Raw genomic sequence first — 23,542 nt, forward strand, 5'->3', positions numbered from 1 at the left:
GAGAAGAACTGCTCGTTGGCAAGATTGCACCAGTCCAGGATGGTTGGAAATTCTGGCTAACTTAAACGATGTAATGAGATCTGCGCAGCTTCGAGACTCGTAAAAATCCTTTGGGCGATCCGATTGGTATCGACCTGAGGGGAAAATCAATGTTGGGACTATTTACAAATTCGATCAGCGTGACGATTGTTCGTCCAACTAGCTGCAGCGGATGGGGCGCTGCAGTTTCTGAAATTCGCATCAGCTGTGAAGACACGTTGAGCTTTTTACGGCCTCGCAATGTGATCGAGTTCGAGGGGCTCGGTGCAAGTGATCCTGAGCTCAAGCTTAAAATCGATAATTTGGATGTGCTCGTCGAGTGGATCGGGGAAACGGGTGCTCGTGATCTTCATAGGCTTGAAGGGCCATGCGACTTCGCGATAGCCGCGATGTTTTCCGCCCTCAATGCGTTGATAGCGGCCCCGTCTAACGCAAGTTCGGCTGAACTCGCACGGGTGTGTTTCGCGGAAATTGCCAAACTGGGAATAGGCGTGACGGCAAAACCGAGGAAATCAGGACGGGACGCCATGTGTTCGCGCGGTCCCGGTTCAGTCGAGCTCGTCGGATGTGTTTGCTACGAGGCTGCCGCGAATTGGAGTTGGGCTATCGCGCCGAATCGATAAGCCTCATGGCTGGCGGGAACGGGGGGTAGATCCCGCCGGATGTCGCGGCGTCGTGAAGTTTCTGGAATTGCAGCGCCCACGTCACGGGTATCGGGGCGTCCATCAGGCGGGAAGACCGAGCGCGAACGCATGAACCCACCGTCGCGGCTCTCTCGTGATCCCTGGCGACGTGATCCTGAGGCCAAGAAGTGGGCTTCGCCAAACTCGTAAAAACCAATTGAAAACGTAGGCCAAAGCAACGCGTGGAAGCGCCCGCTGCGCCGCCCCTACTTTATCAGAAGAGCCAATGCACTGCAGACCTGCTGTGTATATGGCGGCCTATTGCCTAATTGGAAATGGGAACAGTTGAAATGACGATGCTTGATACGAACAGCTACCCCACCCGCAAAGCATACATCGAAGCCTGGGGTACCTACTTCAAGGAGAAGATGAATGCTGGATGGGAAGGCTACCTCATCACCTTGATGTTCAAACAAATCCCAGGATCTGAAGCGGCCAAGTTACGGGCGATGGAACAGGAGCTGTACCGGGTATACGCCACCCACCTAAGCCGCCTTTTCCGCCGGCCGAACGCGCCTGCAAACCGCGGCAAGCTGCCGATTTGGATCGCTTCGCCCGATTACCCGGTCGCCAAGCAGGAGAAAGTGATGCTCGACGAGGTGCGGGTCAACGACGGCCTCCACCTGCATGTCGCCGCCCTCTATCACCGCGATCGGCGCTTCGCCGGCAGCATAGAAGGCCACTTCGCCGATTTCATGCACATCTACATTCATGGGCTTCACGAGCTGTTGCGGATGTATATCACCCAGATCGAAACCGAGGAGTGTTACGTGGTTGGGTACGGCTTCAAAACCGTAGTCAAGCGCGCCTCGATCGGCGTCGACGGTCTGTTCGTGCTGCCGCGGACCTCTGGCGAGGTTCAATCAAGTAGCCGCGCGGCGATGCGCCCGAGCCGCTGGCTTGAGATTTGGCCTTGATCGAAGCTGTACACTGAACGACAAGGGCGTGGCGGTTCATGGCCGCCACGCCCACCTCACTCGTAGGGCCGCTACTTTTTCTTCGGGTAAAGACCGAATTTTGTAGACCGGTAGGGTTTGTACGCCCCCTGCCCTGCTTCACGCACCGCTATGACTCGGATTTTCTTGCCGATCGGCCGCTTCATGGCCCTTTCAAACTCCTCCTTCGTCAGGTCGATGCCAAGGCGGTAGGGGTTTTGTTTCGGCTTTTGGCTGTTTTGTTTCTTGCCGCTGCTGGTGCTTTTCTGGTCATCTCCGTCATCTTCTTCATCGTCGGCTACAAAATCGTCGCCGTAGATATCCTTCGCTTGTGGTTCTGGCAGCTCTTCGACATCGAGCTTTTTGTAGCGTGGGTCATTCTCAGCGACCTTCTTTAAAACTGCCTCGATTCCTCCATCAGTGAAGATCTTGGCTTTCAGTTTTACCGGATCGATGCCTAGATTGAAGTAGTAATCGAGAACTCTGCCGTACTTTTGCGCCCTGTTAACGCGAACGAAATCTTTACCGGCGAATAGAAATAGCCCCGTATAATGCGATCGCATTGGGCTACTCGTATCTGGGTTCGGCCTGTATCGCGGTTCGCGCTTTTCCCAGAACGGTTCGTCGCATTGTGTTTGCCACTCCTTATCGTCCTCATACTTTTTTCTGACGATCAAGGCGCCGGCCAACGTTATGTAGAGTGCTTCGTTGTGCCGGGTCATCACGGCGTTGTAGAAGGCCTGTAATTGACGTGCGATTTTGGCGGCGCTTTCCCACTGGTGGTATTTTAGCTCCGGCGCCTTCGTCTTTTTCGGCTTAGGCTTTTTCATCGCTGTCGCTCATGATTAAGCCAGCCACGAGCACGCAGTTCCGCGTTACGCGAAGCTGGCGGGGGTTATTCGGTGGGGAGGGATAAGGGCGGCGCTGCAGTCGCCGCGTTGAACGCTTCAGCCTCGCGAGGACTGAGCTTCGATGAACGCCCGGATCTCTTCCGCGCGCCAAACTGTCGTGCGTGGGCCGAGCTTGATCGGTTGCGGGAATCGCCCGTCAGCGACGCCCTGCCACCAGCTGCTCTTGCTCATCGGGATTGGTCCGTTCGGTGCCAGTATCTAGCTCAACCGAACGAAGCCGTATCGAGGCCAATTATCAACTGCCGATGACCTATCATCGACTTTACTTATCATCTGTCTAGGTCCCTTCCGTTTCGGGACCATCAAATTCTCACATGCTATAATGCTTTGCACTGTTCCAGCAGCATTATATGTCACTGCGATCGCTGCAAGAGGACTTTTAAGCCACTGTTAGTAAAGCGATTTTTCAATATCAGCGGAGCCTCTCAGCCCGGTTCCGCTGATAGTCCTTCAGAGCTTCATATCCACGCTTCGGAAACTTTGGGACCTTCACAGCTACCGGTTTGAGGCTTGCAGGCAATTCGACAAATTCATCCTCACTCATCGATCTTGGGTCGATGCGATCAAGTAATTTTTGCTGCGTCCAACGCACTTTGCCGAAATATTTTGCTAGATCGTTTCGATTTTTGGCAATATCAGATATTCTTTTTAGAAATCCCTCGGATGCGGGATCAATATACCAATCAAGTGAGTTGCCCCACGATCGAACGAATTGAAATGAAGCTGATCTTTTGAGCAACTTCCACTGTTGTTGATGGGTTGCTGGGCTTGGCTTGTAAAAACGAACAAACTCTTTCGGGCGATCGAAGCCACCATGTTTATTAATGAAGTCGTATGCTCTTCCTAAACTTGCCTTAAGACGTTTATCTTTGGTCGGCGGGTTGTAGCTCAACATGAATCGTACGATATCAGCAACATAGTCTATCTCATTGTAGTTCTCAAATTCATGTTTTTGCCACTTATATGGGATTGCAATCCAGTGCCTATCTAGGATATTTGATATTTCGGACGGATTGTAAAATTCTCTAAGTATTAATGGATCTATTTCTTTTCCTTCCGATCGAATTTGTGCCCAAATTCTATTCAAAACGAAAAAAAAACCTGACTCAGATTCACATTCCTCATCTGATGAATTGATCCAAGAAGCAAACGCTCCCACTGCCAATTCGCGTTCATATGCAATTCCATTTATTTCGGCGTCAAGAAGAATGCGAATCGCGCGCTCGATGTTCATGATCAAAGATCGCCCTACAAATTAATCTTATCAATAATTGCTATTGCCCCTCGTGACGTGATTTGAGGCGGTTTGCGATGTTGGGGGCGGGGCTCTTGTCCATCTGTGTTAGAACATTAGGCGGCTTGTGCGTAAGGGCGCAAGCTTTCATCGGTAATCCGCCAGTCAGCAACACCATCCGGCTACCGGCGCGCGCCGCCATCCCGACGCTCAGCAGCAACGCGTCGACGTTCACGCACGATTTCGTCCACTGGTCGGGTGCTGGGATTGCCCCGTTTTTGATACTGCTGGCGAACGGGTTGAGTCGGTCTAGGATGGCGAGCATCTCCTGATGGCGGTGCAGAAGGCGCCGTGCACCGGGATGCTGCAGATATCCATCCATTTGACGTTCGACGCTGGCGTAACGACCCCTACCGTCGCCCACGCCGCGTTCCCGCGCGGCCACGGCCGATGAGGTCAAGGATCTGCGTCGCGAGGCGGGCGCGCTGGAGGAGATCGTGGCCGATCTTGTGCTGGAGTGTGGATCGGCGTTAAAGCGGGGTTCTTCCGCACTTTCGGTGCTGAAGGTTTGGCATCCAATCAAGCTTTGCCGATCCCGGCTCATGCAGCATGCAGGACGCGTTGGCGCAGGAGATCGAAACCGGCGCGACCATACATGCTCCGCTTGATCAGTTTGAGGCGGTTGACCTGCCCCTCGACGGGGCCGTTGCTCCAGTGCTCGACGATAGCGGCGCGCACGGCTGGCTCGTCCTGTCGGAGCCCGGTGACGAAGCCGACGAGATCGGTCGCGGCTGCAGCTTCCAGCCAAGGCGTCAGTCCGGTGGGATCGTTCTGGCGCAGGAGGTCGGCGAAGGCGCGTATATCCTCGGCGGCCTGCTTCAGCTTCGGCGCGGCGCTGCAGAGCGCTTCGGTGAAGGCGCGATCCTCCCGCGACAGTGCGGCCGGGTCGGCGGTGAGCCAACGGGTGATGCGGCGCGTCGAGGGGACCCGGGCGGACGGTGATCGCGCAGGCGCATCCTGCCTCCGTCGTGAGGCCCAGCGCCGGACGATGTCGTAGCTGCCGATGAAGCCCTGCGCGTACAACGCGCGGTGGAGGACGGTGGCGCTGTGCTGGCCCTCCCGCCAGCGTGCCTCGACGAAAGGGAGATGGCGATCGAGCAGGCTCGAACCCGGTGCGCGGCGGTAGGGCATGAACCGGCCCGCCCGCACCCAGCGGCGCACAGCGTTGCGGGATGCGCCGAGACGGCGGGCGCGGACGCGGAGGTCTCGCCGATCCGCACCGCGCCCGACGTCGATGGCGACCATCGTGCCGTCCTTGATGAGGGCACGGACCTGGCTCGGCGAAATGTCGAGCCGCCTCGCGACATCCTCGACGGTGTAGGCTTGGTTGAAGTGGAAGAAGAACAGTCCTTCCCCGTTGCTCATTGGCGTCGTTCCCGACCTTTCGTGATGGCGATGCAGGGGATGCTCCCCTGCGCCCGCGGCAGCGTCGTCACCCATCGGGCACCCCGAAGAAATCAGAATGCCGAGCCCGGTACGATCGCCGCGGCCAGGACGATCAAACGTTGTGGCCGATCCGGTGTGAGACCAGAAACTCATGGCGTTTCCCCTGATGTGTCGGTCTCGATTCGAGACGACGGGAAGTTGACGATGACGCAGCTGGCTCTCGGCGCGGTACACCGTCGTTGCAGTGCCCTTCGCTCGGCCTCGACGAGGCACTCGTGGGCGACGGCGACCCTGGCCCTCTCGACGGCGGCCTCGTAGACGCCGTCGCCGAGTTCCTGGCGGATCTCGACCAGGGTGCCGAGGAACGCGAGGAGGCGCTCATCCATGGCGCGCCTCCATCACCTGCCCGGCATGCGCGTCCATGGCAGCCTCGTGCTCGCGGACGAGGCTGTGGAAGTCGTCACCCTCGATCACGAGATCGACGAGGAGGCGCCGGGCGAGCGCCTCGATCAGACGTCGGTTCAGGCGCACGCATGAGAGGGCGGCCGTGTAGCAATGCTGCAAGTCGGCCTCGACCTGGTCGCGCAGGTTCGGGTCGAGATCGAGGAGCTCGACGGCACGATCCATCGGGCGTCGATGGAGGAGCGTGCCGCCGAGGCCGAACGAGGCCCGGATCGAGACCGCGATGCTCGTGGCCTGCGCCAGGTCGTCGTGGCTGCCCGTGCTCGGGCCGTAGCCGAAGGCTTCCTCCCCGGCGCGGCCGGCGAGCGCCATGACCACCATGGCGCGGAGGCGGCCGGTGGAATGGACCATGGCGCCGTCGAAGGCCGCGGTGATCGACCCGCCGCTGGCGCCGGTCTGGATCAGGGTGATCCGCTTGATGCGACCCGCGCCGACCGAATGCCCGACCACGGCGTGGGAGATCTCGTGGATCGCGCAAAGAAGTCGGTCGGCGGGGGACCGCTCGTCGGGCGGCACGACCGCCGCCATGAGGTCGGCTACCGTCATCGGCCTTGCGGCGACCCGTGCCGAGCGCCTGGCCGCCGCGACCCAGGACATCGCGTCCGCTCCCGTGGCCCCGGCGCCTGCGACCGCCACGCCGGCGAGGTCGACGCCGAGCAGGTCGCCGCCCAGGTGTTGCCGAAGGATGGCGGCGAGGCCGGCGGTGTCAGGCCGGCCGACATGGAGCAAGCGGCCGAGACGTCCCGGCCGAAGCGTCGCGGCATCGACCCGCCGCGGATAGTTGGTCGCTCCTACGAGGATCACGCGCGATCCCGGGGCCGCGGTCAACTCCAGCTCTCGAAGATATGCGGCCTGGATAGGAGCCCAGTAACTGGAATTCCTGTCCTGAGGATTATCCCTACTCCGCAGGCCGTCAATTTCGTCAAGTAGGAGTACGCAGCCGTTCGGCATCGACCTGGCCGATGCGAAGGCGTTCACCATCGACGCCACGGTCTTGTCGAGATACGTAGAGTTCTCGAACCAGTTCGCAACAGAGGTCTCGACAAGAGGTAGTCGCAGAGACTTGGCGATGCTATGTACGAGACTTGTCTTTCCGACTCCGGGTTGACCGAACAGGCAGCACGACTTGTCGGCAGACTTCCAGAACGCGTCGGCGTCCAGGGTTTGTTGATCCTCAACGAGCTTGAGGGCCCATTCCAGGGCCTCCCCGCCGTAGCCTTGCAGGTCGCGGACGTGGGGCACGTCGCGAAGCCTCGCCGAGGAGGTGGCGCGCGCGGCGATGGCTCGCTCCAGGCGCCGGACGCAGGCGGTCGCGCCGCCGGTGCCGCCGCGCAGGGCGGAGGTGAGGTCGGGCAGGTCGAGGCCTTCCACGCCAGCGGGCACGGTCCTGGGCCTGGTGCCGGTGACGGCGTGGATGGCGGCCGCCACCAGCGCCTTGGTCGGCCGGCCTGGTCGCAGGCGCAGGTCGACGGCGGCGACGAACGCCGGCGGAACGTGGGCCTCGGGGGCGTGGCAGACGACCGCGACGCGCTTGCCACGGGCCATGCATTCCGCGAGCTCCTCGGCGCCTTCGTCCGGCTTCCTGCGGTGGCGGGTGGAACCATCGCGGACCTCGTCCACGTCCCACGTTGCGAGGCCGTTCAGGGCCCTGCGCAGGGGCACGACCCAGGCGGCGGTCGGCGCCTCGACGAGTAGGGCGAGGCCGCGCTCACCGACGATGCGGCGCCTGATCCTGGCCGTGAGGGCGGTCCCAAGGAGGAGGCGGGCGAGCAGGGTGGCGGCGGCCACGCTCGCGGGTGGCACGACGGGGTCGGCCTCGTCGCCTTCGAGGAATTCCTCCGCGGTCACAGGGTCGACGATGGGCTTTCGAAGGCTCTTGATCATGGCTGTCTCCGCGCAGGGGCAGCCGTCCGCTCACGATGGCGGCAAGGCTCAGCCCTGGGGGGGGGTCGGGAAGGCGCGAATGCGCCCGTGACGTCTCGCGGCCGGGACGGACCCGGGCCGAAGGCAGCCGTTTTCGGAAGGGACGGGACGTGATCATCGGGAGGTGTCCATCAAGGGGAGCCTCCCGGAGCGGCGCGATGGTGCGCGCGGCTATCCGCGGGAGGGGGAATCGGTGCGCGCCGGTGAGGCCTGGGCCACCCGGTCCGCCGTGCGTTTCGTCTGCGCGGTCATGAGCCTTAAGTGCAGGTAAACGGGTGGAAGTGCAAGTCTTCTCGAAAGGGGATCGTCTCGTTACTGTGGAAAACCTTGACTCAAATCGGTCGATCAAGTGAAGGCCAATGGCCCAGAAATACCGTGGCGATCGGGAAAGCGATTCATCTTCAAGGGCCTGGCACCAGGTCTACCCTCGTCGCGCGGTGATGAGTTCCTTGATCCGCGAGGCGAGCGCCTCCATGGCGAGGGGCTTGGTAAGCACCTCCATGCCGGGTTCGAGGTACCCGTGGCCGAGCACGGCGTTCTCGGCGTAGCCGGTGACGAACGGCACCCTTAGGTCGGGTCGCTCGACGCGGGCCGCATCGGCCATCTCGCGTCCGTTCATGCCGCTGGGCAGGCCGACGTCGGTGACGAGCCGGTCGCTGCGCACGTCGGACTGCGGCAAACCCGGTGGACTTGCTTGCAAGGGCTCGGGCAGTCATCCGCGGCATCCTGACCGCCGGTGTTTAAATCTGAAACTTAAAATCAGCGGGTGTCGTACCGCCTACAGACGACCCATTGACGTTCGTGCCGAAGGCTCTGCTTCGGTAAACGCTACCGGTTGGCCGAATGGTGAATAACCATCAATTGACGAGATTTTATGGATCGGAACAATGCCGGAAAATTCTTGTTGTGACGAAGGTTGAATATGGCATTCAGCACTACAGGAGATCTTGCATGAAGAAGTTCACACTCGCCCTCACCGCTTTGACCGCCCTTGGCGGCATCGCCCTCGCGTCCGGTTCGGCCTCCGCCGCCCCGATGTCCGTCAATGGCCTCCAGTCCGAGAGCGGCGTCACCCAGGTCCGGATGATGCACGGCGACCGGATGATGATGAAGAAGCGCATGATGCGGAAGCAGATGATGAAGCGCCGCATGATGAAGAAGCGGATGATGAACCGCGGCATGTGATCGCCGACGCATCCGGAGGCCCCGTCACGGGGGCCTCCGCCCTGGACGACCGACATCCCGAGGGAGACCGTTTGCCTCGCACCTACCTGACGCGCTCCGCGCCCGACACGGGCGAGGTCGAGCGCCGCCGATGGATGTTCCGGCACCCGGTCGTGATCCGCGTCACCCACTGGGTCAACGCGGTCTGCCTCCTGGTGCTGCTCATGAGCGGCCTTCAGATCTTCAACGCCCACCCGGCCCTGTACTGGGGCAAGGTCTCGACCTTCGATACGCCGCTGATGGGGATGTCTTCCACCGAGGACGATCCGCCCAAGGGCGTCACGACGGTCCTCGGGCATTCCTTCGATACCACCGGGTATCTCGGTTCATCCACCGGTAGCGACGGCGAGGCGGCCGACCGCGGCTTCCCTAGCTGGGCAACGCTTCCGAGCGACCAGGACCTCACCGGCGGTCGCTCCTGGCACTTCTTCTTCGCCTGGGCCTTCGTCCTGAACGGCCTTGCCTACCTGCTCTACGGGCTGGTCAGCGGGCAGCTCCGGTTCCGCGTGATCCCGTCACGCGACCAGATCCGTCACTTCGGGGCGTCGATCCGGGAGCACCTGACGCTGCGTTTCCCGCAGGGCGACGAGGCCAAGCGCTACAACGTCATCCAGAAGCTCACCTACCTCGTGGTCCTGTTCGTGCTCCTGCCGGTTCAGGTCCTCGCCGGCCTCGCGATGTCGCCGGCGATGGACGCGGCCTTCCCGTTCCTGCTGACGCTGTTCGACGGGCGCCAGTCGGCCCGTACGGTCCACTTCGTCGTTGCGGCCCTGCTGGTCCTGTTCGTGGTCGTGCACGTCGCCCTGGTCCTCCTGTCGGGCTTCTGGAACAACATGCGCGGCATGCTCACCGGTTGGTTCGTGATCGAGCGCAAGGTCGAGCCGGCACCCGTCACCGGGGAGACCCGGGCATGAGCCGCCTTCTTAGCCGAAGGTCCCTCCTGACGGGGGCTTCCGCCGCGGCCGCGGCGGCCATGCTTGGCGGGTGCGACCGCCTGGGCAATGCGGAGTGGTTCCGGCGCACCCTCAAGACCGGCGAAGACGCCAACCTGTTCGTCCAGCGCCTGCTGCTGACCGACCGGACGCTGGCCCCGGAATACGCCGAGGCCGACATCTCGCCGTGGTTCAAGCCGAACGGCACCGAGGATCCGCCGGACAGGGACTACAAGGCGCTCGCGAAGGGCGGGTTCGCCAAGTACCACCTGCAGGTGGACGGCCTCGTGGAGGCGCCCTTCAGGCTGTCCCTGGCCGAGCTCCGCAAGCTTCCCGCCCGGACCCAGATCACCCGGCATGATTGCGTCGAGGGCTGGAGCGCCATCGGCAAGTGGACCGGCGTGCCGCTCGCCGACCTCCTGAACCGGGCCAAGCTCAACCCCGAGGGGCGCTACGTGGTGTTCCACTGCGCGGACACGATGGACCAAGGAGAGGACAACGGCGGAGCGGACACCGCGGAGGATGACGGCTCCGACGAAACAATCCCTGCCGGCAATGCCAACCCAGCCATGACGAAGCAATCGGGCGGTGAAGAGAGCAGGAAGGACTCAGGCGGCCAGCAGGCGTCTGATGACACTGCGGCCAGTGGTGGATCACCGGTCAGGTACTACGAGAGCATCGATCTCGTGGACGCGTTCCACCCTCAGACGATCCTCGCCTACGACATGAACGACAAGGCGCTTCCGGTCTCGAACGGCGCCCCGCTGCGCCTGCGGGTGGAACGCAACCTCGGCTACAAGCAGGCCAAGTACGTGATGCGCATCGAGGTGGTCGAGAGCTTCGCCCATCTGGGCGATGGCAAGGGAGGATACTGGGAGGACCAGGGCTACGCCTGGTACGCCGGCATCTGAGTTGGCGCGGACGTGACGTCTACCTCTCCGCGAGCATTGGAAGCGCATCTCTCCTGGCGAACTCCGGGGGGGGCTTCGCGGCGACATCCGGCCCTTGCAAAGCTGCAAAGTACAGTCAGCGCCGCGCAGCTGGCTATCAGACCGGCGACTCGGCCTCGAAGCGTCCGAAATGAGCGGCCCGCGAACCTGACCGGCACATCCGGCCTGACGAAACCTGCGACGGACCAATGTTCGGACTGCAGCGCGAACATTGAAGGACGATGCCGTCATGTCCCTACATTCCGAACGCCTCGGCACGGGCCGTCCGCTACTGATGGTCCATGGGCTGGGGGCCAATCTCCGCACCTGGGATCCGCTCTTGACCGCTTTGGGCGGCTCGCGCGAACTGATCTTGGTCGACCTGCCGGGACACGGCAGATCGGCCCCGCTCGCGGGCCGGCAGACGGTGGAGGCCTATGCGGACGCCCTCGACGGCTTCGTGCAGTCGCAAGGCCTGACGACGGCGGACCTCGTCGGCAGTTCGGTGGGGGGCCGGCTGGTGCTGGAGCTGGCGCGGCGAGGCATCGGTCGGCACTGCGTGGCGCTCGATCCCGGCGGTTTCTGGCGCGGGTGGGAAACGCGCTGGCTACACTGGTCGCTCGCGGCATCGATACGCCTGGTGCGGTTGCTGCGGCCCTTCCATCCCGGCCTGTCGCGGCACGCCGTCACCCGTACACTGCTACTGGCCCAATTGTCGGCCCGTCCGTGGCTGCTGCCACCGCAGCTCGTCGTAGGGGAGCTGCGGAGCCTGGCGGCCACACCGGTGTTCGATGCGATGCTGCGTGAACTGGCACGCGGGCCGTTGCAGCAGGGTTCGGCAAGGACGCCCGGCCTTGTCACCATAGGCTGGGGCCGCCAAGACCACCTGCTGCTGCCGCGCCAGGCTGCACGCGCCCTGGCAGCCTTCCCGTCGGCACGGCTGCACTGGTTCGAGAACTGCGGCCACTTCCCGCATTGGGATCAGCCTGCCGAGACGGCGCGCGTGATCCTTGAGACGGTTGGGAAGGATGCGCCTTGAAATGGCTCGTCGCACACCCGAGCCCGCGGTCGTCCACGGGTCGTCGAGCATATCGGCCGAGCTTGCCGCCTCCGCCCTGGAGAGGGTCCGTGGTCCGGTCTTCCATGGCCGCAAGAACGTAGCAGCCCTTGAAAGCCAACTTATAGCGCAGCCAAATTCGGGCAGACCTTCTACGGACGCAAGGTCGTCCTTGCCCGGGAACGGCCCCCGGCCCCCTCGATGTTCGGAACGGGATCCCGTTTCCGGCTCAGTACGTCGACCCCCGAATTCGCCGCGCTCTTATCCGCCGCGGTGCTCTTCAGTTCCCCGATCACCGTGAGGAAGATCATGACCTACCTTCGCTACGCACCCGACATCGAGAAGCCCGCCGCGGACGAGCAGGAGACCATCGACGGCATCATCAACGGCATGACGCAGCAATCGGAGACCGTCGAGACACGCGAGCACCATGCCGTGCGCGCCAGCCACGCCAAGAGTTCGGCCTGCGTCACCGGCGAGTTGACGATCGCCGCCGGTCTGCCGCCCGAACTGGCCCAAGGGCTCTTCGCCAACCCCGGCACACACCCGGTCGCCGTCCGCTTCGCCCAGGGTCCGGGCGAGACACTGGGCGACCGCGTCTCGACCCATCGCGGGATGTCCATTAAGGTGTTCGACGTCCCCGGCGAGAAGCTGCCCGGCCACGCCGTCGACACGCAGGACTTCGTGCTCGCGACCGGGACCACCTTCCCCTCGGGCACGGCGGCCGGCTTTCTTCGGGACGGCACGGTGATCGGCAAGTCGACGGGTTTGCCGGAGGGGGTCAAGAGCGCGGTCTCGTCGACCATGCGCAACCTCAACCGGGCACTGCACGCCTTCGGGACGGAGAGCGCGCTCGCCGACTTCTTCGGCCATCCCTACAGCCATCCCCTGGCCGACAGCTACTTCAGCCAGGCGCCGGTCCGCTTCGGCGATTACGTGGCCAAGCTCGGCGTCGTGCCGTCGACGGAAGGCCAGCGCGCCCTGTCCGAGTGGCGCCTCGACCCGCACCAGGACGAGGACGGCTTCCGCCACGCCACGGTGGCCTTCTTCCGGGAGAACGAGGTGGTGTTCGAGTTGAAGGCCCAGCTCTGGGCCGACGCCGAGAAGCAACCCATCGAGGACGCCTCGGTCGACTGGCCGGTCGCGATCAGCCCCTATCGCACCGTCGCGACGCTGCGCCTGCACCGCCAGGATGCCTATGCGCCGGACCGCGTGCGCTACTTCGACGAGGTGATGACCTTCCGCCCGGCCCACAGCCTCGCGGCTCACCGGCCGCTCGGCTCCGTGATGCGGGCGCGCCTTCAGGTCTACCGGGCGTTGAGCGACTTTCGCCACCGCAGGAATGGCGTCGCATCGGAGGATACGGCAAGCATCGGCCTCGTGCCGGCCTAGCTGTAAGAACCCGACGCTTGGTACCCCGCCATCGTCCTCGGCAGCGAGGGCGGCCTGCACCTGGTCTGGCGCCTTCCGCCCGGGTTCTCTCCCGCGAAGTGGATCCAGCTCATGGCGCGCAGGCGGGGGGCGGCGTCTACGCGCTTTCGAGCGGGGCGGCGTACGACTTCGACCCCGGGGCACGGGACGACATGAGGGTCTTCGGTTACTCCTCGCCCACCGAGACGCAGGTCGAGGCGGCTGTCGGCAAGCCGCGGTTGATGCTTGAGGAAACCGTCTGAAGCGACGGGAGCCCGGCGTCGGCATGGCTGGACGCGCTCCGCCGCCGCCGAAGGGACCGCGACGGCGGCGCTGCGAACCGTGCCCGGGACCGCCGGCACGTCTCGAACCTACTCCGGATCGCCGGGGTCCCAGCCGTCGAAGTCACCGGCGTGGATGGCCCGGAGCGGTGGGATCTCGCCCAGGCGCAGGGTCTCGCGTTCCCGCCAGCGTCGGGCCTCGCGCTCGGCCTCTTCGAGGGCGGCGCGGCCCAGGGCGACCAGCACGGCGGCGACGATGCGCTCGAAGGCTGGCGGGCCGAACGTCTCGCTCGCGAGGGCCAGGCGGCGGAAAAGGTCGCCGATGGACCGGGCAGGATCGTCGGTGCGGAGCGGTGGCGCCGCGATGGCGGGGACGTGCGTCTGGGTGTCGGGCATGACGGCCTCCTCGGGCCGCCGCGCGCAGAGTGGCGTCGGTCAGGCCCCGTGGGCGGGAAGGGAAAGCGGGCGCTCGGGCGCGGCTTTCCGTTTGAGGCGCGGGGCGTGGGTCACGGGAAATCCGATCAGGTCCGGTGCGATCCGGTACGCCGGCCAGGTGAGCCTGGACGCGCGCGGGGTCAAGGTGGCGCGGGGCGGATTCGTCAGCTGTCGGTAGTGGTTACGGTGGGTGTCACGGGACGCGGATGCGGCGGGAGCGTTGGCCATCGTGCCTGTCGGGGGAGCCCGGAGTGCGGGCGGAGCGCGACTCGTAGGGAAGTGGGGAGCGGGAAGCGCTACCTGGTTCCCGCTACCTTTCTGAGTGTTGGTTAACCGTGTCCGGGGCAGGCTTCCGCGGAGGTCGGAGGGTGCGATGCCAGAGCGGGATCAGGTCTTCTTGGCGTGCGACCGCCTTCTGGCGCAGCGGAAGCGGGTGGGGGCCGATCAGTGCGTCCGCTACGCGGGCCATGTCGAAGAAGACCGAAGTTCGAGCATTGCAGTAGGATGCTTACCGTCCGCACGAGATCGAGACCCGTCGGACAAACCGGTTCGGCACCCTGTGATAGCACGCTACAGTATGACCTCCAGCAAGCCATAATATTTGCAACTCAAAAAACACCGCAAGTAGGTGCGCGATCGGTCTCGCGATTAATTTGTCTCGCCGTTGAGATAATCTGATATGGCGATCCGTTGAAAATTAGGCTGTGGCGATTTCGAATCTGCAATTCGCACGAGATTCAGATTTTCGATGAAAAAATTCAGAGGCTTTGCTCGGTCCCAGTCCATGTCGAACGCATACTTATAATAGCCCGCCACTTCAGTATCGTGAATCAAGACGCTTGCATCCCGGTTCGAGCTCACCCCGGGAGAGCTCATATTATGGCTGCCGAGCATGACGCGTCGACTGTCCACGACGATGCCCTTGGTGTGCGTGCGCGACATTCCTCGGACACACGCGGCGATGTTCATGCCGCGACGTTTCAGTGCCTCCATGTTGTCGATGAGACCACTGGTGCCGGAACGTACGATGATCCGAACCTGAACCGTCTTAGATTTTTTCGCCAGCACATCCATAATTCGCGTCAGCGGACCATCCACTGATGTCGCCAAGCTGATATACGGTACTTGTAAAAGTATCTCCTCGTTTGCCGAGTCTAACAATTCCAGAACTGGTTCGTAATACCGCGAACCCTGGTGATCGGGAGTGAGAATAGGCGTGATCCTGAGGGTTTTCGAGACAGTGAAAACGTCAAGCACGTCGCGGGCGGCGGCTTCCGACTCGACCTCCGGATCCTGCCGCGGCACGTCCAGAAAGATCTCGCGATCAACCGCCTCCGGGCGACCCCCAAGACTGCGTGCGAGGGACAAATCCGCGAGGAGGTGGCTTCGCATGCGGTGGGCCAGGGTCGGGCTTTCCATCACGATGTGCCACTCCCTGTTCCCGGCCCTCGCCACGCACCTTGCATCGTCGCGGTCGGCGTCCGCGATCATGGGCTGGCTCGTTCGGTTCCAGTTCCCGCTCGATAGCCACACCGTTTCGCCGTCACGCACCGCGACCTTCGCGTGGTAGGCGTTCGCTACCATGCCAGCAGCCCCTTTCGGCGCGTAAGCCCACTCGAAACGACCGCTATGGGCGTTGGACCATGCCTCAAAAGTCGTCCTCGTCGCGAACTCGTCGCCAGGGACATCCGCCACGTCCGGATCCCGCAACGCTCGGTCCAAGATCAGCGTGACTTTGGCGCCTGCTTCGAGACGACGCTCGATGCGTGTAGCAATATGGGCAGCCTGTAACTCGTACATGCCCCCGACGAGGTCGGTACGCGTCTCGTCCAAGAACCTGGACAGCACCTCCCAGCCCCGGTCCGGCCCGACGTGGCAGGTGGCCGTTACGTGCTCCTCAAATGGCTCGAACGAGAAAGCATTCTCGGTTCGGGTTTCGTCGTCGTATCGCGTTCGCGTCGGCGCCTCGGCAGTTGGGTCGATCATGCCAATCTGATCGTCAAGCGCAGCTCTTCGACAGATCACCGGGAGGCCTTCGTGGATCCTCGGTACCAGCTCACGCAGCATCGACAATTGCTCGGGAAGGCAGGAGACGACGAGGCATTCGTCGTTGGATAGCTCCCCGTCTCGGATCAGGTATCCGGGTCGAACGGCGACGGGTCCCGTGCCGAGGAGGGTCCGCAACCGCCGCGCGATGTCGGTCGTTCCGCCATCGACCGTGGCGTCCTGGCCCGTGGATGGGGATGCTTGCGAAGCAAGCGTCCCGGTGCCGTGTCCTTGCCAAGGGGCCTCGCGGATGTATCGCGCTATCGCGCTGGCCGGCACCGCGTGATTCTCGATAAGGTACGCCCCAGCGAAATGCAGCGCCACGGCCTTCCCGTCATCCAACCCAAGGACGACTGACCCGGAATTGCCCCCGAGCGTCGTGCAGTCGTGGGTCAGCGCACCATCCTTGAGTGGCCCCGTTCGGCCAGGCGCAATGCGCTTGACTCCGTAGATGCCGCCGAAAATGGCTTCCATCCATGTTTGGTCCGGGATTACGCCAACCGGCGCGCGCCCCGGATACCCGACCACCGCGACGTCCGAGCCAGGGCTGCGATCATGGGGCGCGAGTTCGATCCTATCGCACCGCGTGCCGTCCGAGCTGCGCGACACCTTCAGGAAGGCGATGTCGAACGAGGCCGCGTCCGGCTCCATCCAGAGTACGCTTTCGATCGCCGACGGGGCGGTCATGGCGTTACCATACTCGCGCAGATAGTCGATCCCAACAGCCATGGCGTCGCCGCGCGAATTGCTTCTGAACGCGAACGATCGGCCATCGGGCCTCGCCACCAATTGGGCGACGTGCCGGTTCGTCACGATGACGTCGAAGTCGACCAACCATCCCGTTCCGAGGTGTTGGGGGGGACCCTCGCCAACGATCTCGATGCGACCGACGAGCGGTATGGCGCGATGCAGGAGATCGGCGGCCGATGTCATCCGTTCGACCAGCCGCCGTCCCAATCCGGCAGATCCGCCTTCGTCATGGACGATGCGCCCGTCGTTGATGAGGAACACGGGGCGCCCATGTCGGACGATCGTCTCGTAGGTCGCCGAACGGGTCGTGGATGCGATCACGCCGGATTCACGGAGGCTCGCCGCAGGGTCGCCGCCGCGCTCCCTGATCTCCGCCATCAGCGCCCGGTACGCGTCCTGATCTTGGCGAGCGAGTTGAGATAGCCAGACGCGGACGCTCTCCCATTCCGGAAGTTGGGGGCGTGAGGCGTCGCTAATTGATCCGACCATGTTACCCTTGCTTGTCCCACCCTTGTTCGAGCTTGCCGGAAGCTATGAGTAATGTGCCGCGAATCCACCCGTGATGCACCTGCCATGATGGCCAGTGCGCAAGACAGGTCCATCGACATCGCGCGTCGCCACGAGCTCCTGGAGCGCTTGAGAGCCGCGTTGGCCAACAGCCGGACGCGGGATCCCGAGGGCTCGGAGCGGCTTTGGCAGTCGGCATCCCAGGTCCTCGAACGAATGGCATCGGACGGTCCGGACATAGGGCTGACACCCCGGCAACGCGCCGCACGGGAGGCGATCGTGATCGCCGACGGCTCGCGGCCCTTGGTAGTGGTGCGTGACGACGACGTGGACCTTGACGGGGAGCCGCTGTCCCCATTCTGGCGCGACGCCTTGATCATGCGTAGACGCTCGATCAGGCGTGTCCTGAGATCGGTCGGTCGTCTCGGACTATCCGGTGGCGCCAGCCACGCCGGAACGGGCTGGGTCATCGGGGATGGGCTGATCGCGACCAACCGACATGTCCTGGAGAAACTCGCAATTAAGAATGCGCAGGGTTGGGACGTCCCGGAGGGATGCGTCGTCGATTTCGTGGCCGAGGAGGGGCGCACGGTACGCAAGCAGTTTCCGGTGAAGCAAGTCCGGTTCTGCTCGGACGGCCCATTGGCCGACGAGATGGACCTTTCGCAACTGGACATCGCCGTGCTTGAGGTGTCGGCCGGCAACGGAGCGATGAGGTTTCCCGCGCCGTTGGAGATCGCCGGGCAATCGCACGACACGCGGGTGGGTGGCCAAGTCTACATGGTGGGCTATCCTGGCCGACCCCTTTCTGCCGGTCCGACCGGCGGGACGCCGGAGGTCGGGCATGAATTCGAGGACGTGCTCGATCTTCTCCTGGGGGGCGTGGAGGGTGTGAAGCGGCTTTCCCCCGGGTTCATAACGGAAGCCTTTCAGACCGCATCCCCCGCGGTCCGCTGCCTCGGTCATGACGCATCGACCCTAGGCGGCAGCTCAGGTTCGCCAATGGTGGACCTCGGCGGCGACGGAGCCATCGTGATAGGCTTGCACCTGGGCGGTGTCGCGCGGGACGGCAACCATGCTCACGCCTTGGCCGAGCTCGGAGACTTCCTCCGGAACGGGCTCGGGCAACTGGCTTGATCGGTATCGGTGCGGATGGACCTCGATGATCGCCGGCACCTATCCGCCCTTATCTCGGAGGGAATGACGACGGTCGGTCTCAGGCGGCATCTCCGCCTGCACCTGCGGCGCGACCTCGACCTCATCACGGCACGGACGGACATCGGCGAGGTCGCCGGCATCGTCCTTGATGCGGCTGTCGCGGAAGGCTGGGAGCGACCGCTCCTCCAATCACTGACACTGGCAATTGATCTTGATCCGGCGACCGTCGCGTTCTTCCGGCGTTCGGGAACCCTCGGTCACTTCCATCAATGCATGCTCGACACCATGGATCCGATGACGTCGACCATCGCCTTGTCGGAGGCTCAGCGAACGGCAAGCGAACGCGTCTTCTCGATCGAGATCGACGGTCGGCACCTCGGCACCGGGTTCCTCATCGGCCCCGACATCGCGATCACAAACCACCATGTCGTCGAGAGCCTGTTGTCGGACGGCGCCGCGGTCCCAGGCTCTGCCGCTCGCGCGAAGGCGCGCTTCGATTTCACGTCCGAGCATGCCGCCGGCAGGCGTTTCGCGTTCGCCGAGGATTGGCACGTGACCGGTAGCCGACATCACGAGCTGGACTGCCTGCCCGGCGACCATCCGGGATGCAACTTCACGGATGCGCTGGACTTCGCGATCGTGCGGCTTGCCCAGTACGTCGGTCACACGGCTGCACCCGGATCTTCGACGTTGCGCGGTTGGTACGGCATGGCTTCCAATGCCGAGGATCCGACGTCGGACCAGAAGGTCTACGTGTTCGGCTTTCCCCACGGGCGCCACCTGATGCAGGACTACGGCCGGGTCCTTTGGGTGAACGACAACGCGACCCGACTGCGCTACGACCTCAACACCGCCCATGGCGTCTCGGGAGGTCCGTGCCTCGACAACGACATGAACTTGATCGCCATACATTCGTCGGGCGATCCCGCCGGTGGGATGACGGGTCGGAGGGCGACCTACAACCAGGGCGTACCCATCTCCTCCATCGTGGCGAAATTGGGCGAAGTCGCATTGGAACACCTTTGCTTGGGCCCGTACGACGGAGCGAAGGTACTAACATGTATCGAGCCTGACGAGCCCGTCCTCGACAGGGAAACACTGCAGCGATCGGTGGTCGGCATGTGCGCCCCGCGAGGGCGCCGTGTGTTGATGATCGATGGAAGCGAGGGGTCCGGACGCCAGTTCACCCGCTCGATCATCCGCAAGCTCGCCGAAAGCCGCAGCCAGGTCTGCATCCTCGTGTCACTGGAGGCGATGGCGACTGGCGGCCCGGGTGAGGTGTGCCACTGGCTCGCGCTTGAACTCGGTGCGGATCCCAAGGAGATCCCGCCGTGTCCGACAGACCGGCAGGCGACACGATGGTCGAAGCTGCTCGCGGCCTGGATCGCCGGCAAGGCGCGTCTGCGTCACGAACGGACGGACAGGCCGTTGTGGATCGTCTTCGATTGCGTGGGAGTGACCGGGCTCGGCGAGGGGGTGAGGGAACTGCTGGCCGAGATCGTGGAGCGTGTCTTCGACATGCCGGAACTCAGGCTTGTCGTCATCGGTGGGGTCCATCTCCTACCTGGCAGGCATCGAGAGCGCGCGCTCCTTGAGCGTGTCGTGCCCATCGTGCCGGAGGACATTTCGCGCTATCTTCTTGCGCTGCCGACGGCCGGGGCGAACGACCTGAGGCCCGAGGAGGCGGCGGAGATCGCCGACGCCGTGTTCTCGGAACTGGGGGCCGATGGACATCGCACGTGGGAGAAACTCATCCGGGAAGTGCGCGTGCTGCAAGAGGCGCTGATGGGCATGAACGATGGACCTTGAGGCAAGCCCGGCTGGCGGCGTCGCTTTCACCGCACTGATGGGTGCCTTGCGCGCGCGGCGCGCGGGCGAGACATCGACGAAGACCGACGCCGTTTACGCGCGCGCGCTGACCATGGCGGCCGTTTCCTCGTCGTTCGACCCTCAGGAAGTGCGAGAGCGGCTGGCCCCGGACGATTCGTCGAAGGCCCTCGATATCCTGAGGCAGAACTGCGCCGTCGTGGTGCGCGGCGACCGGCGCATGTGGCTGCTCGACACGGAGCCTCGCGTGTCGCACCTCCGGACCCTCGCCGACGACGGATCTCTCGGGCGCTCGATCGACGAATGCAGGATCGGGATCGACGATGGACTGGCACGAACCCTTCGCGCGTACGCCGAGGGTCATGGAAAACCGATCGAAACCCAGACGTTGGAGGAACTCGCGTGGACGGGACGGGTCGTGACGTGGCTCGCCGGGCTCGTGGAGCGGCTTCCGGACCCGGACGAGGTCGCGTCGGCCGCCGCCTATCAAGAGTTGCTGCGGCCTCTGTGCCAACTGGCCGGTCCCGGGTCGCATTTCTCGGGACGCAAGGAGGAACTGAGCAAGCTCAAGGCTTTTCTCGATGTCCCGGACGCGGCGCGTCAGCCCATATGGTGGAAACGCGGCATCGAAGCATTTCGAACTCCCCGCTCCGCGGGTGCCTTCGCAATCACGGGTGTCGGCGGCGCAGGGAAGTCCGCCCTGATCTCGAAGCTCATCCTCGACTTCCAGGACGTCGATGCCCACCACCGGCCTCCGTTCGCTTACCTAGACTTCGACAGGGCGAGCCTATCGCCGGACGATCCAGCCGGTCTGGTCCTGGAGATGCTGCGTCAGATCTCGTGTCAGGGACCGGGACGGAAGCGGGAGTTGGATGGCATCATCGGCACCCTCGCGGAGGGTTACGTCGCCTCCCGGGCCGACACCGCGGAAGAGACGACCGGCTTCGCCTCCGCCGACCCGTCCCTGGCCGTGAGTTGCGCGGACCCGCGTCTGCCTCCCCTGGTACGGGCGCTGTCGGCCGCACTGGGATCCCCCCTGTCCCCCTTCCTGCTCGTTCTCGACACGTTCGAGGAGGCCGAGCACCGGTCGTGTCTGCGCCTTGGCCGCGTGCGGGAAATGCTGGAGGTGTTGAGAGAGGTGTTGCCGGCCCTTCGGGTGATTATCTCGGGCCGCTCGTCCCCGGGTCTCATCGACTTCGCCGACGGCGTGGATCTGAACGAGCTCGAACCATTTTCGGCGGTCGCCTACCTTAGGGTGCGGGGGCTCGCACCTCAGCTCGCGGTCGCCGTCACGCGTCAGGTCGGTGGGCTGCCGCTGGCCTTGCGTCTGGCCGTCAAGGTGATCGAGGAGGATGGTCACGACGTCTCGGGCGTACGGGACCTCGCCGAGACCGGCTGGTTCTGGAAGAAGATCGACCATGAGCTCGTCCTCGGTCAGCTCTACGACCGGGTGCTCGGCCATATCCACGACGCCGGCGTCCGAGCCATCGCGCATCCTGGCCTCGTCGTCCGCAGGATCACGCCCGACGTCATCCGACATGTCATCGCTCCCTCCTGCGGGATGGAAGTCGATGACCGGGAGGCCGCCGGCCTCTATGACGGGCTCGCGAGCGAGGGAACGCTGGTGGTCGACGAGGGCGACCACCTACGCCACAGAAAGGACGTTCGAGCCCAGACCCTAAGCCTGATGTACAAGGACAGGGGCAAGGCGATCGACGACATTCACAGGCGGGCGGCCACCTACTGGAGGGACCGTCCCGGCGCGGGTGCGGTCGAGCGTGCGGAGGAGATCTATCACCGCCTTTGCTTGGCCGAGCCCTTCGAGGTCATCGAGCGCCTTTGGATCGCGGAGGCCGCACCTTCGCTGCGTCCCGCCGTGGCCGAGTTGCCCGACCGCGCGGCCGATATGCTGCGCGTGCTGCTCGGCGACGTTCCGCTGCTCCTGGACGAAGGCGCCACATCGGCCGAACGGCGTGCGGCCGCACGGGCGAAAGCGGCGGAGCACCTCCGCCGGGACGAGCCCGACGCGGCGTTGGCCGTGCTCGTCGACGTTCCGGTCGCGGAACGCGACGACGTCGCAGCGGTGTTTCTCGAAGCCGAGGCCTTGAGACAGCTTTTCCGATGGGCCGAGGCCGTCGAGGCACTGGCGCGCGTTCCGCGGCACCAACCGACGAGCTATCTCGTGGCGTGCCATGCCCGGTGCGAGATGTTGTTCGGGCTTGGAAGGCTTGACGACGCCTCTGCCATCGCGCGGGCCGGCGTCGAGGTGGCGGCGGGACTGGGAATGGCGTTGGAGTCATTCGAGTTGACGCTGATGTCGCTCGCTTGCGCGCGCCACCGAAGGGACGAACCGGCCGTCGGAGGCTTGGTCCGTGACGCGTCCGTTTCCTTCGCGAGCTTGAGCGATGCGGACGTGCGGGCCAATCCTCAGGTCCTCCGCCGCTATGCTTCATTGGCAGGCGATAGCGACGAGCGCGCCGTCGCCGCGTTCTTCAGCCACGTCGAGCTCTTCGCCCTCTCGGCCGCCGAGAAGTCGGCGCTCGCCCAGGCTCTTGCGGACTGGGATAGGAGGACATCGGGACGGATCGGCGACACGGGCAGCACGCTCGCCCGCCGGGCAGGCGTCTCGATCACGGGCACGGACGAGCTCGACCTCGCGTGGGCACGTTTCGTCGAGGGTGCCTCGCCAGAAGACCTTGCCCAGCTCCTGCCAAGGCTGTTGGCAGGCGCGGAGCTGGAGGGCGAGGATGCCCACGCCTTTGCCGGCTTGATCCGGTTCCGGTGCCCTGAATGGCGACGGGAGGCATCCCGCGCGTTAAGGGAAGCCTTTCCCGTCCTCTCCGAACTCGTCGATCTAGCAACGAGGGCTTTGTCGGCGTCGGTCGCGGAGCTCCCGGTGCATGACCGAGCCGAGGAGCCGACGTCGGCCCTCGTCCGATGGGCCGACACGGAAGGGTTACTGCCACTATTGCTCAGGGAGGCGTATGCCGCACGTCCCATTGCCAGCCTCGAACTCGTCTCGACGGCGTTGGACAATTGGGTGCTTGCGTCCGACCGGGGCGAGCCGCTCGACGGATCGGCGCCTGCGAGATCGGATCCGCCGAGACGCACCGCCGCGCCCGGCGTCGATCTGTTCGAGCTGGTGAAGCGGTTCTACGAGGCGCCGTTCGTCATGCGCGTACGTATCGCGGAGGAGCTGGGCCTGATCGAGCGCGACGAACGACAGATGGAGGCCGGACCGCTGTCCCGGCTCATTCTTCAAAGGGCGAAGGAGAAAGGTCTGCTGGCGGCGGTCGCGGAACGGCTCGCGGCCTAGTATCCTAACGCTTTCATCCGAATCGGCGGCGGAGGAT

The 23,542-nt window shown here is 63.9% G+C and carries 18 protein-coding genes and 2 pseudogenes; 10 read left to right on the forward strand and 10 right to left on the reverse strand.

Annotated elements, in window-relative coordinates:
* The first annotated feature begins 110 nt into the window (after positions 1–110).
* Together AC3IF1_RS18905 and AC3IF1_RS18910 are read left to right on the forward strand one after the other, a co-directional pair.
* Complete coding sequence (locus AC3IF1_RS18905) at positions 111–662, forward strand: hypothetical protein (protein WP_489218850.1); 552 nt, start codon at positions 111–113, stop codon at positions 660–662.
* A gap of 350 nt (positions 663–1,012) precedes the next feature.
* Entirely contained in the window at positions 1,013–1,639 is a 627-nt protein-coding gene (locus AC3IF1_RS18910; protein ID WP_489218851.1) for a hypothetical protein, read from the forward strand.
* Positions 1,640–1,710: 71 nt separating this feature from the next.
* Here the strand turns inward: AC3IF1_RS18910 and AC3IF1_RS18915 are convergent, their stop codons facing one another.
* From AC3IF1_RS18915 to AC3IF1_RS18950, 8 genes and pseudogenes are all read right to left on the reverse strand, one after another.
* Positions 1,711–2,487 (reverse strand): hypothetical protein, encoded by a 777-nt coding sequence (locus tag AC3IF1_RS18915; RefSeq protein ID WP_489218852.1) that lies wholly within the window; start codon positions 2,485–2,487, stop codon positions 1,711–1,713.
* A 117-nt stretch (positions 2,488–2,604) separates the two neighbouring features.
* The gene (locus AC3IF1_RS18920; protein ID WP_489218853.1) at positions 2,605–2,739 is read right to left on the reverse strand and encodes a helix-turn-helix transcriptional regulator; all 135 of its coding nucleotides are present in this window, start codon (positions 2,737–2,739) and stop codon (positions 2,605–2,607) included.
* A gap of 241 nt (positions 2,740–2,980) precedes the next feature.
* On the reverse strand, positions 2,981–3,802 hold the full coding sequence (locus tag AC3IF1_RS18925) for a hypothetical protein (protein ID WP_489218855.1): 822 nt from the start codon (positions 3,800–3,802) through the stop codon (positions 2,981–2,983).
* A 40-nt stretch (positions 3,803–3,842) separates the two neighbouring features.
* Positions 3,843–4,262: a hypothetical protein gene (locus AC3IF1_RS18930; protein WP_489218856.1), complete on the reverse strand. Its 420-nt coding sequence runs from the start codon at positions 4,260–4,262 to the stop codon at positions 3,843–3,845.
* 140 nt (positions 4,263–4,402) lie between these two features.
* Positions 4,403–5,053: pseudogene (locus tag AC3IF1_RS18935) on the reverse strand (transposase); the annotation flags it as partial.
* A gap of 344 nt (positions 5,054–5,397) precedes the next feature.
* Positions 5,398–5,634 carry a hypothetical protein gene (locus AC3IF1_RS18940; protein ID WP_489218857.1) on the reverse strand — a complete coding sequence of 79 codons (237 nt, stop codon included), beginning with the start codon at positions 5,632–5,634 and terminating at the stop codon, positions 5,398–5,400.
* Complete coding sequence (locus AC3IF1_RS18945) at positions 5,627–7,594, reverse strand: AAA family ATPase (protein ID WP_489218858.1); 1,968 nt, start codon at positions 7,592–7,594, stop codon at positions 5,627–5,629. The genes AC3IF1_RS18940 and AC3IF1_RS18945 overlap by 8 nt, the downstream gene beginning before the upstream one ends.
* Before the next feature lie 460 nt (positions 7,595–8,054).
* Positions 8,055–8,306, reverse strand: a pseudogene (locus tag AC3IF1_RS18950) (response regulator); the annotation flags it as partial.
* A gap of 278 nt (positions 8,307–8,584) precedes the next feature.
* Here AC3IF1_RS18950 and AC3IF1_RS18955 point away from each other — a divergent pair.
* The 5 genes from AC3IF1_RS18955 (at position 8,585) to AC3IF1_RS18975 (ending at position 13,167) form a co-directional block, all read left to right on the forward strand.
* Positions 8,585–8,818 (forward strand): hypothetical protein, encoded by a 234-nt coding sequence (locus tag AC3IF1_RS18955; protein WP_489218859.1) that lies wholly within the window; start codon positions 8,585–8,587, stop codon positions 8,816–8,818.
* A gap of 134 nt (positions 8,819–8,952) precedes the next feature.
* On the forward strand, positions 8,953–9,771 hold the full coding sequence (locus tag AC3IF1_RS18960; protein ID WP_489220419.1) for a cytochrome b/b6 domain-containing protein: 819 nt from the start codon (positions 8,953–8,955) through the stop codon (positions 9,769–9,771).
* Positions 9,768–10,700, forward strand: a complete 933-nt coding sequence (locus tag AC3IF1_RS18965) for a molybdopterin-dependent oxidoreductase (protein WP_489218860.1) — start codon at positions 9,768–9,770, stop codon at positions 10,698–10,700. The genes AC3IF1_RS18960 and AC3IF1_RS18965 overlap by 4 nt, the downstream gene beginning before the upstream one ends.
* 268 nt (positions 10,701–10,968) lie before the next feature.
* Positions 10,969–11,757 carry an alpha/beta fold hydrolase gene (locus AC3IF1_RS18970; protein WP_489218861.1) on the forward strand — a complete coding sequence of 263 codons (789 nt, stop codon included), beginning with the start codon at positions 10,969–10,971 and terminating at the stop codon, positions 11,755–11,757.
* A gap of 327 nt (positions 11,758–12,084) precedes the next feature.
* Complete coding sequence (locus tag AC3IF1_RS18975; protein WP_489218862.1) at positions 12,085–13,167, forward strand: catalase family protein; 1,083 nt, start codon at positions 12,085–12,087, stop codon at positions 13,165–13,167.
* Between the two features lie 389 nt (positions 13,168–13,556).
* On the opposite strand, the gene AC3IF1_RS18980 is transcribed toward AC3IF1_RS18975, so the two are convergent.
* Both AC3IF1_RS18980 and AC3IF1_RS18985 read right to left on the reverse strand, forming a co-directional pair.
* Entirely contained in the window at positions 13,557–13,862 is a 306-nt protein-coding gene (locus AC3IF1_RS18980; RefSeq protein WP_489218863.1) for a hypothetical protein, read from the reverse strand.
* A 687-nt stretch (positions 13,863–14,549) separates the two neighbouring features.
* The gene (locus AC3IF1_RS18985; RefSeq protein ID WP_489218864.1) at positions 14,550–17,075 is read right to left on the reverse strand and encodes a phospholipase D-like domain-containing protein; all 2,526 of its coding nucleotides are present in this window, start codon (positions 17,073–17,075) and stop codon (positions 14,550–14,552) included.
* 408 nt (positions 17,076–17,483) lie between these two features.
* Here AC3IF1_RS18985 and AC3IF1_RS18990 point away from each other — a divergent pair, with 408 nt between their 5' ends.
* The 3 genes from AC3IF1_RS18990 to AC3IF1_RS19000 are packed head-to-tail and all read left to right on the forward strand — an operon-like array spanning position 17,484 to position 23,505.
* The gene (locus AC3IF1_RS18990) at positions 17,484–18,341 is read left to right on the forward strand and encodes a trypsin-like serine peptidase (protein ID WP_489218865.1); all 858 of its coding nucleotides are present in this window, start codon (positions 17,484–17,486) and stop codon (positions 18,339–18,341) included.
* A 15-nt stretch (positions 18,342–18,356) separates the two neighbouring features.
* A complete protein-coding gene (locus AC3IF1_RS18995) occupies positions 18,357–20,171 on the forward strand; it encodes a trypsin-like serine peptidase (protein WP_489218866.1) in 1,815 nt (604 codons plus the stop codon).
* Complete coding sequence (locus tag AC3IF1_RS19000) at positions 20,161–23,505, forward strand: hypothetical protein (protein ID WP_489218867.1); 3,345 nt, start codon at positions 20,161–20,163, stop codon at positions 23,503–23,505. Before AC3IF1_RS18995 ends, AC3IF1_RS19000 begins: the two co-directional genes overlap by 11 nt.
* The last annotated feature ends 37 nt before the right edge of the window (positions 23,506–23,542 follow it).

It is taken from the genome of Methylobacterium sp. E-012 (assembly GCF_057836545.1).